The 8138-nt window shown below is 40.9% G+C and carries 9 protein-coding genes; 6 read left to right on the top strand and 3 right to left on the bottom strand.

The annotated features are described in order from the left end of the window. The 4 genes from QNI24_RS15465 to QNI24_RS07110 all read left to right on the top strand — a co-directional run. Nucleotides 1–90: integrase core domain-containing protein (locus tag QNI24_RS15465; protein ID WP_430539204.1), on the top strand; the 90-nt coding region annotated here is incomplete at its 5' end. A gap of 1 nt (nucleotide 91) precedes the next feature. Continuing rightward, the gene (locus tag QNI24_RS07120; protein WP_267177655.1) at nucleotides 92–1234 is read left to right on the top strand and encodes an ATP-binding protein; all 1143 of its coding nucleotides are present in this window, start codon (nucleotides 92–94) and stop codon (nucleotides 1232–1234) included. A gap of 345 nt (nucleotides 1235–1579) precedes the next feature. After that, nucleotides 1580–2632 (top strand): dihydroorotase, encoded by a 1053-nt coding sequence (pyrC, locus tag QNI24_RS07115; protein ID WP_267177654.1) that lies wholly within the window; start codon nucleotides 1580–1582, stop codon nucleotides 2630–2632. A gap of 49 nt (nucleotides 2633–2681) precedes the next feature. Next, nucleotides 2682–3143, top strand: a complete 462-nt coding sequence (locus QNI24_RS07110; protein WP_267177653.1) for a hypothetical protein — start codon at nucleotides 2682–2684, stop codon at nucleotides 3141–3143. Nucleotides 3144–3375: 232 nt separating this feature from the next. Here the strand turns inward: QNI24_RS07110 and QNI24_RS07105 are convergent, their stop codons facing one another. Both QNI24_RS07105 and QNI24_RS07100 read right to left on the bottom strand, forming a co-directional pair. Continuing rightward, nucleotides 3376–4020: a sulfotransferase family protein gene (locus tag QNI24_RS07105; protein WP_267177652.1), complete on the bottom strand. Its 645-nt coding sequence runs from the start codon at nucleotides 4018–4020 to the stop codon at nucleotides 3376–3378. 108 nt (nucleotides 4021–4128) lie between these two features. Then, the gene (locus tag QNI24_RS07100; protein WP_267177651.1) at nucleotides 4129–4461 is read right to left on the bottom strand and encodes a PRC-barrel domain-containing protein; all 333 of its coding nucleotides are present in this window, start codon (nucleotides 4459–4461) and stop codon (nucleotides 4129–4131) included. A 242-nt stretch (nucleotides 4462–4703) separates the two neighbouring features. Between QNI24_RS07100 and QNI24_RS07095 the strand changes: the two genes are divergently transcribed. After that, nucleotides 4704–5129 carry a hypothetical protein gene (locus QNI24_RS07095; RefSeq protein ID WP_267177650.1) on the top strand — a complete coding sequence of 142 codons (426 nt, stop codon included), beginning with the start codon at nucleotides 4704–4706 and terminating at the stop codon, nucleotides 5127–5129. An 18-nt stretch (nucleotides 5130–5147) separates the two neighbouring features. Here QNI24_RS07095 and QNI24_RS07090 read toward each other — a convergent pair whose 3' ends face one another. Further along, on the bottom strand, nucleotides 5148–6605 hold the full coding sequence (locus QNI24_RS07090; RefSeq protein ID WP_267177649.1) for a sodium:solute symporter: 1458 nt from the start codon (nucleotides 6603–6605) through the stop codon (nucleotides 5148–5150). 92 nt (nucleotides 6606–6697) lie between these two features. Here QNI24_RS07090 and QNI24_RS07085 point away from each other — a divergent pair, with 92 nt between their 5' ends. Next, nucleotides 6698–8062, top strand: coding sequence for a patatin-like phospholipase family protein (locus QNI24_RS07085; RefSeq protein ID WP_267177648.1), 1365 nt, complete (start codon nucleotides 6698–6700; stop codon nucleotides 8060–8062). The last annotated feature ends 76 nt before the right edge of the window (nucleotides 8063–8138 follow it).

The raw sequence follows: 8138 nt of genomic DNA, 5'->3' as shown, positions 1-8138 counted from the left end.
AACAAATGGAGAAAACACTACAACCACATTAGGCCACACAGTTCATTGAAATATATGACGCCAGTGGCATTTGCTAATCAGGCAGCATAAAATGAATTATCTCATCCAAGCCGCGGTACTAAGTTGGGGGAAAGGTCACAGTGAAGTATCCCTTTTAGAATGTAAAAGAGAGATTACAAACAAAGAAAAGCGTAGAGTAGCCTTTCTTGTTTCAATTATTTCTCTTGCAAATTCTGCTTCTATTCAAGGAAAAGATGCATACTTTATATATGGTGTAGCAGAAAATGATAATCAATTAGTAATTGATGGCTTGTCGGAAACACCAGATGAAGCAACATATCACCAACTAATAAATGTTAATACTAAAATCAGCAATGATATTGATTTTGAGTGTGGGTATGTTACCAATGATAATGGTACAGTATTATTAGTAACAATCAAACCTCAATCAAAGCTGATATTTTCACTAGTGGATATTCATTGTGCTAAACAGAAAAATAAAATTAGAATGCGAAAAAACATTTGTTATTCTCGCAATGGCCCATCACTCTCAGAACTATCCCCAGATCAAGTATTTGAGTATTATAGTTCATCAAAGTTTCCTAACTTAATCCCGTTTTTACTGAAATACGGAGACTCAGACAGTTGTAAGCTTAATCACGGAGAATCTTTTTCAATATACAATTATGAAATGCCATCAAATTTAGATATCGGATTATCTTTCTCAACTATGCTTGTCGGTTCTTTTTCAACGTTAACACCAAATTCTCTAAGTAATTTTGCAAGCTCAATTGCATTTGAATCTCGATATTTACTATTTGAGATAGGTGTTTTAAATTCAGGGAAAAAAGTTGCAAACAATTTACAAATTGACCTCGAAGTTAATACAGATAATTTAGAAATTATTTTAGGAAATGATTATAACCAAGGGGTATCAAGATCTCTTGATGTTAGAAACGAGCCTGAAAATACTACCGAGTTATCAAAAAACGGTGAAAAATACTCAGTCAAAATGTTTATCTCTAAAGTGAGAATTACAAAAGAGATATTAGGAAATAACTTTATAGCTATCAGGCCAATTAAAACAGGCGAGTTTCATTTTACTTTCACAATTGTTTGTGATGAGTTTTCTGAGCCTGTCATTCAAGATTTCAAATTCACTTGTGAAGTAATTGAAAATAAAATTTCTGTCTCTAAACTTATAAACATGTACCAAGAAGAGATTGATGATTAATAAAAGTTTGACATTTATAACAATGTCAAAGATAAAGATTTATAAAATTTTTCTTATTAAATTAAAACATTAAATATTGTTTAATATTCACTGGACACTAAATTAAAGTCTTTAGTTGTCAAATCAGCATTTTTAAAAAAAAAGTTAAAGAGTTTAGTTGGGCATCCAAAGGGCAAACTATTTATGGAATCAATACGTTAATTGCCTCTATGTCCAATACCCCTCAGTATCGGACGTTTTCCACAAATTGTGTTTGAACCCATCAAAAGAGAACAATAAAAAAGTCTGTCATCAATTTGGCTCAATGCCAGTATAATTACCGCATCTCAATCACACACAAATCCCATGGCTGCAGAATCAATCACAATCACTCAACCTGATGACTGGCATGTACACCTGCGAGATGGCGATATGCTGAAACAGGTCGCAACTTATACCGCCAGGCAATTTGGCCGGGCCATTATCATGCCCAATCTCACGCCACCAGTGACCACAGCGGCCATGGCCGCGGCTTACCGCGATCGGATTTTAGCTGCCACCGCTGATTATCCTGATTTTGAACCCTTGATGACGGCGTACTTGACTGACAGCATGGACCCACAAGAAATCATCGATGGCCATCAAGCGGGTGTTTTCACCGCAGCCAAACTGTATCCCGCCGGAGCCACCACCAACTCAGATGCTGGCGTGACCGATGTGCGTAAAATCTATCCGGTGTTGGCAGCGATGCAAGAAATCGGTATGCCGCTGTTGGTGCATGGTGAGGTGGTTGATGCCCAGATTGATGTGTTTGATCGCGAAGCAGTTTTTATTGAGCGAATCATGCAGCCTTTGTTACGAGAGTTTACAGCATTAAAAGTGGTGTTTGAGCACATCACCACCAAAGATGCGGTCGACTTTGTGATGGTCTCTGGTGACAATATAGCTGCCACCATCACCGTCCATCACCTCCAGATTAACCGCAATGACATGCTGGTCGGTGGCATCAAACCACACCTGTATTGTTTGCCCATAGCCAAGCGTGAATTGCACCGCCAGGCATTAAGAAAAGCTGCGACCTCAGGTTCTAACAAATTTTTTCTTGGCACCGATACAGCGCCACATGCCATTGGTGACAAAGAAAGTGCTTGTGGTTGTGCCGGTATTTTCAGCGCGCCGCATGCTTTGGAAAATTATGCGCAGGTGTTTGAGGAAGAAAATGCTTTGGACCAATTCGAAGCTTTTGCTTCATTGAATGGTCCTGTGTTTTATGGTTTACCCGTGAATCAAAACACAGTGACTCTAGAAAAAACCACCAAAAAAGTACCTAAAGTCTTAGGTAATGGATCATTAGAAATATCGCCATATCGTGCCGAAGAATTTATTTCTTGGTGTTTCTTAAAAAACCAAAGTAATTGATTAAATGTGTCGGCGGCATAAAAAACAATTGTATACATTAAGTGTTTTTTTGTTTTTATTTTTGACCGCTTGTACAGTAAAAAAGCAACAAGTTAAATCTGAGTTGTGTCCTTTGTTAAAGAATTTCGCCAACAGTATTCCAGTTGGAGAAACCAAGCAGATAGTGCTAGAGACTTGTTGGGAGTGTGAAAATTCACTATTGTGGAAAAAATGTGAGTCATTTGAATATGAGCCCGCTCAAGCAGTTTGTGCTTATTTCTTGGAATATGCCCGAACAGAAAGACCTCAGTATAATTTAGATAAAACCATTGCCTGTTTGGCAGAGGAAGATCGTGAACCAGTAAAAAACGCATGGATTGTCATGCATGATGTGGAGCTGGTTTTTTCCTCTGTGAATGGTGTGCAAGATGATGTTGGTATATCTTTGGAATTCGATGATGCTAAACATCAAGGCGTGCCTACATTAATAATATCCGCTCAACACTTCAACGAAAATTGGCCAGATGAGTAGAAGATTTATTTATACTGAGTATTGTGAAGCCTGACAAGTCTATTTGAATCCTATAGCTCAGGAAAGATAAAATTTCACCCTATCAAGCAGCCATAAACTGACATGGGCTTTGGCTTGAAATAACGGTCATTCATTTTCTCTAAAGAATTGGGGATTGAATGGTTGGCTCACAGTTTGATTTTCCCTAGGCACTGACCTGATTCAAGCGCTTTGAAGTTGAACGGTGTCAGTCTCAGTTGCTGTTGAACTTTTTTTCGTAGTCAAAAAATTTCCGCCGCTCCGGACCAAAAGCATCTGAGTTGACTTTGTTGGGGTGTTTGATGTCTTTCCAGCCGGTGACCATGCGGCCTTGATTCAAGTGCGGGAATGATTTGTTTTTGCTGCCATCGTGATTAACAAAATGTATTAACCGTTGAAAACTGTCAGCATCGCTGACATTTATTTTGAGCTGGTCATTGCGGTGCTTAAAATACCTGCGCACTTGTTGTTGGTGATTCTCATAACATTGGATCAAGTGTTCATCGGACAGCGGATTATGGGTTTGACTCAGTGCGAAAGTCTGTTCATAACAACGATTGAGTGTTGGGTTGAATTTGGCTTTCTTTTGGAGGTGTGGAATTAATTTACTCAGCATCATCTTGATTGATGGCAGCCAGTCATCAATGTTCCGTTCTAAATACACAAACTTTGACTCAGGAAACAGTGCATCCAGTTGTGGGTAGTCACAATAACAGGGCGTGTCCGCGATGGCATCAGCCAGCACAAAGCTGTGTTTGCTGAAAGCCGTGTGTGCCACTTTGAAACCTTCATCAAGTAAGGCAGCACAGATGCTGGTGGTGCCGGTTCTGGGCAGTCCAATGATGAAAAGCTTATTCAAAGTATATGGATGTTTAATTTTTTAATAAATTTAGGTTACACCATAACTCAAAGAAGGGGCATAAAAAAAGCGCCACATGGACGCTTTTCTGAATTCATCAATAAAGTTTTAGTTGATGTAAAAGTTATTGATGTTGGCTCGCCATTTCGGATCTGCCATGTTTGGCCAATCGTCCTTATCAAAGCCCTCAGCACGCTCGAGGCGTTCTTTGGGTTGGTTGATGCGGAAGCATTCTTCTTTGGTGTCAAGCTGAAGCGCTTGCATGGGCACAGCAAATAATTTATTACCTATATTCATGAAACCGCCAAAGTCCAACACAGCATACTCAATGCGACCGTCAGTTGAATCAATCATAAAGTCTTTGACTTGACCCAGGTCTTCGCCTTGGTAGTTTTTGACTTCATTGCCGATTAACGAATCTGATGATAGTATCGTACTCATGTCTGTATCTCCTTTTGTGGTTAAGAAAAGGTCCTGGTGGACCGCCTAATTCGTGTACCATTAGACCACGTGACAAATAAAATCACCGTGAATCAAATGTTAACTAACAAATGGGAAGTGTTTGTTATTATTGATTAATTTTTATTAGTAGGTGTTTGGCTTGATTTCGTTTAATCTAATCAAAATCCATAATCATGAATATGATACTTCTTTATTGGTTGATTTTTTAAAGAGAGGGATAAATGTATAAGTCTTGGAAGCCATTAGGGAAAAATCTAGAGTTTTTTCCAGGTATTGAAGTTAAACTTGATTGTCGGAATATAGCAATAGTCATTTCATATTGGCGTTCTGGACATTGTTTTTATGCTTTTGAAATAAGTTTTATTAATGCTTTAGCAGGGATCAAAGTGGTAGATGAGAGTAATTTCTTGTATCACTCCAAAGACTGGCCGAAAAATTCGGACTTTGAAAAAGCTGAGGATTCTCCGATTTGGGTTGAAAAAAACAGTGACAGAATTAACTTGTACAATGATACAGATCCTGAATTGAAGTTATATAATGAAATTGATAGCTACTATTTCAGTGGCCAGAATGTGGTTGTTGTTCTTGACGTTGAGTCAAAAAAACCAAGAATTAAAGAAATAGACCCTAAGTCTCTGAATGACTGAATAGATGCTTTTAACCTATCAATCGTGAACGTAATCAGTTTTTTTTGAAAAAAGCCACAAGCCGGCAAACACCAGCATGCCGTTGAGCAGTAAAATTTCATAACCAAATTGATAGCCGTTCAGCCATTGGGCACTGTGATTGGCCAGCAACAAACAAGCAATTGGTGACAGCACAGCAATCACTGCAATCCTTCGGCCTTGCAGTTGCCTGTTGGTGAACATGCCAAAGGCGAACAGTCCCAGTAAAGGGCCATAGGTGTAGCTGGCGGCTTTGAGCAGCGCATCAATCGCATTGGTCTGCATGACATAGTAAAACAATACCACCAGCGCCCAAACTAAGATTGAAAAACCCACATGTATGAACTGTCTTTGTTGTGGCGCCTCATCTGCTCGCTTTTTCAAAATGTCGAGATAAAATGAAGTGGTCAATGAAGTCAAGGCTGAATCAGCGCTGGAATAAGCACTGGCCAATAAGCCCAACACGAAAACCACAGATAAGGCCACAGGAAAGTGGAACAAGGCCACGGTTGGAAATAATAGGTCTGCACGTTCAGGCAGGGGCACAGCAAACGCCTCGGCGTACAGCAACAAACCAGCACCCAATAACAAAAAAATAAAATTCACTGCAACCAATATCAACACAAAGCTGTACATGTTTTTTTGTGAAGACTTGAGGTTTTTGCAGGACAGGTTTTTTTGCATCATGTCTTGATCTAAGCCAGTCATTACAATCACAATCAAAATGCCTGAAAGGAATTGTTTCCAAAAATAGCTGCTACTGGTCCAGCCATCAGCAAAGAAAAATACCTGGGAGTAGCTGCTTTCAGTCATTAGTTTGATGCCATCCCAGGTATTGGAGCCCAGACTCGATGCGATGAACCACAGTGCACCAACGGCTGCGGCAAGCATAAAAGTCGTCTGCAGTAAATCACTCCAAACAATGGTCTTGATGCCGCCTTTCACGGTATAAAGCCAGATCATGGCAATCGAAATCAAGGCCGTCAACCAATACGGCAAGCCAAACTCAGCTATGATGAAAGTGTGTAATACCAGTGCCACCAAATACAGGCGGAAAGCACAGCCAATCACCCGTGACAACAGAAAGAACGCTGATCCGGTTTTGTGCGCATGCCAGCCAAAGCGCTCATCTAAATAGGTGTAGATGCTGGTATAGCCACCGCGATAGTACAACGGCAGTAACACCTGTGCCACAATGGCATAGCCAATGATGTAGCCCAGAACCATTTGAAAATATGCAAACTGTGATGAGCCCACCCAGCCTGGTACAGAAATGAAGGTCACACCAGATAAGCTGGCACCAATCATGCCAAAGGCCACCACCGGCCAGGGTGATTGGCGTGAACCAATGAAGAAATCTTGGTTGGTGGCTTTTTTACTGGTCAGCCTGGCCACTGACAGCAGAAAAATAAAATAGAGGCCGGTCACCACGGCCAATGTGATTGGATCAATTTGCATGTTTTGATTGTACTATGAAAAATGAATGGATAGAAAACAGGCCGCCCGTGTGGTAGTATTTATACTTTAAAGCCATTTAATTTCAACAGCTTATGAAACAAAAGTCAAAATTTTTGCTACAGATTTTATTCGCTGTGTTATTGATCTCTGGCTGTGCCAACAACAAACAAATAATCAACCAATCTTTAAGCGATGAATCCAAGCGCTTGACTGTGCCCGAGCGTTTTGAACAGTATGGCCATAATGACGATGTGACCATCATTTTAACCTTCTCCGGTGGTGGTACCCGTGCCGCAGCTTTTTCATATGGTGTGATGAGAGGTTTGAAAGAAACGTCTATCAAATTGAATGACACCAATCAGGTTGATATGTTGTCTTTGGTTGATGTGATTTCTTCGGTTTCCGGTGGTAGTTTCACCTCGGCCTATTACGGTCTGTTTGGCGAAAAATTATTCACTGATTTTGAAACAGACTTCCTCAAAACCACTTTGCAGAGCCGTTTATCCAGACAGCTGTTGATTAACCCAATCAACTGGTTTCGCTTCATGTCCAGTGGCTTTTCACGCAGTGATTTAACCACCCATTACTATCAAAAATATATTTTCAAAGACAAAACCTTCGCCGATATGCGCAATGATTCACCCTTGATCATGATCAATGCCACCGATGTAGCCACTGGTACAGGTTTTACGTTTTCTGATGATCATTTTCGCTGGTTGTGTTCAGACCTGGCTGCCTTTCCTGTCGGAAAAGCAGTGACCGCCTCATCGGCAGTGCCGGTTTTGTTCTCTCCTGTGTTATTAAAAAACCATGGTGGCTGCGATCCCTTTGAATACCAAAAAAGTCAGGTCGATGATGACATCAGGTACAAGCACCAAGCGCTGAGAATCAGGAATTTTCGCAACAAAGAAAAGCATCCCTACCTGCATTTAGTCGATGGTGGTGTGGCAGATAATCTCGGGGTACGTGCCTTGCTCAATCAAATCTACCGCCAAGATGATAATTTTTGGCAGACTTTGAAAGCATACAGACTGACCAGCACCAAGCGGGTGTTATTCGTGGTGGTCAATGCGGCAGCGACATTGAACCCAGAGTTATCATTATCAGCCAAAACCCCCAGTTTGTCGCAGACCTTAAATGCGGCGACCACCATTCAATCACAGAACTATAATTCAGACACCCTGGATTTATTGGAACTGAGCGTGCCGAAGTGGACTGAACAGGTCAAAGAAGGGCGCTGTGCTGAATTTTTTTCTGCGGATTGTGATGATTTCGCCTTTTATACCACTGAACTTAATTTTGGCCATGTCGGCGAACCCGAAGCTTCACAGCTGGCAGCCATTGAAACCGCATTACAATTACCTACTGAGGAGGTCAATCAATTGATCCAGGCTGGTGAGCAGCTGGTGTTGAACTCAAAGGTGATACAAGCTTTTATCAAAGACATCCAAAACTGATGTCATCCTGTATGCAGGTCAGCTGGGTGGTGGCGTTAAATGCCACCGAAGTGGTGGGATGTGATACCAGTGGTTT

The organism is Marinicella marina (assembly GCF_030065545.1).
GTDB classification, from domain to species: domain Bacteria; phylum Pseudomonadota; class Gammaproteobacteria; order Xanthomonadales; family Marinicellaceae; genus Marinicella; species Marinicella marina.
The sequence above is the reverse complement of the archived record's forward strand: the minus strand, read 5'-3'. Positions and strand labels throughout refer to the sequence as shown.

What these genes read in the sequence shown, in the direction of transcription:
- QNI24_RS07120 (WP_267177655.1), top strand. Translation starts at nt 92, where the DNA reads ATGAATTATCTCATCCAAGCCGCGGTACTAAGTTGGGGGAAAGGTCAC.
- pyrC (WP_267177654.1), top strand. Translation starts at nt 1,580, where the DNA reads ATGGCTGCAGAATCAATCACAATCACTCAACCTGATGACTGGCATGTA.
- QNI24_RS07100 (WP_267177651.1), bottom strand. Translation starts at nt 4,461, where the DNA reads ATGAGTACGATACTATCATCAGATTCGTTAATCGGCAATGAAGTCAAA.
- QNI24_RS07095 (WP_267177650.1), top strand. Translation starts at nt 4,704, where the DNA reads ATGTATAAGTCTTGGAAGCCATTAGGGAAAAATCTAGAGTTTTTTCCA.
- QNI24_RS07090 (WP_267177649.1), bottom strand. Translation starts at nt 6,605, where the DNA reads ATGCAAATTGATCCAATCACATTGGCCGTGGTGACCGGCCTCTATTTT.
- QNI24_RS07085 (WP_267177648.1), top strand. Translation starts at nt 6,698, where the DNA reads ATGAAACAAAAGTCAAAATTTTTGCTACAGATTTTATTCGCTGTGTTA.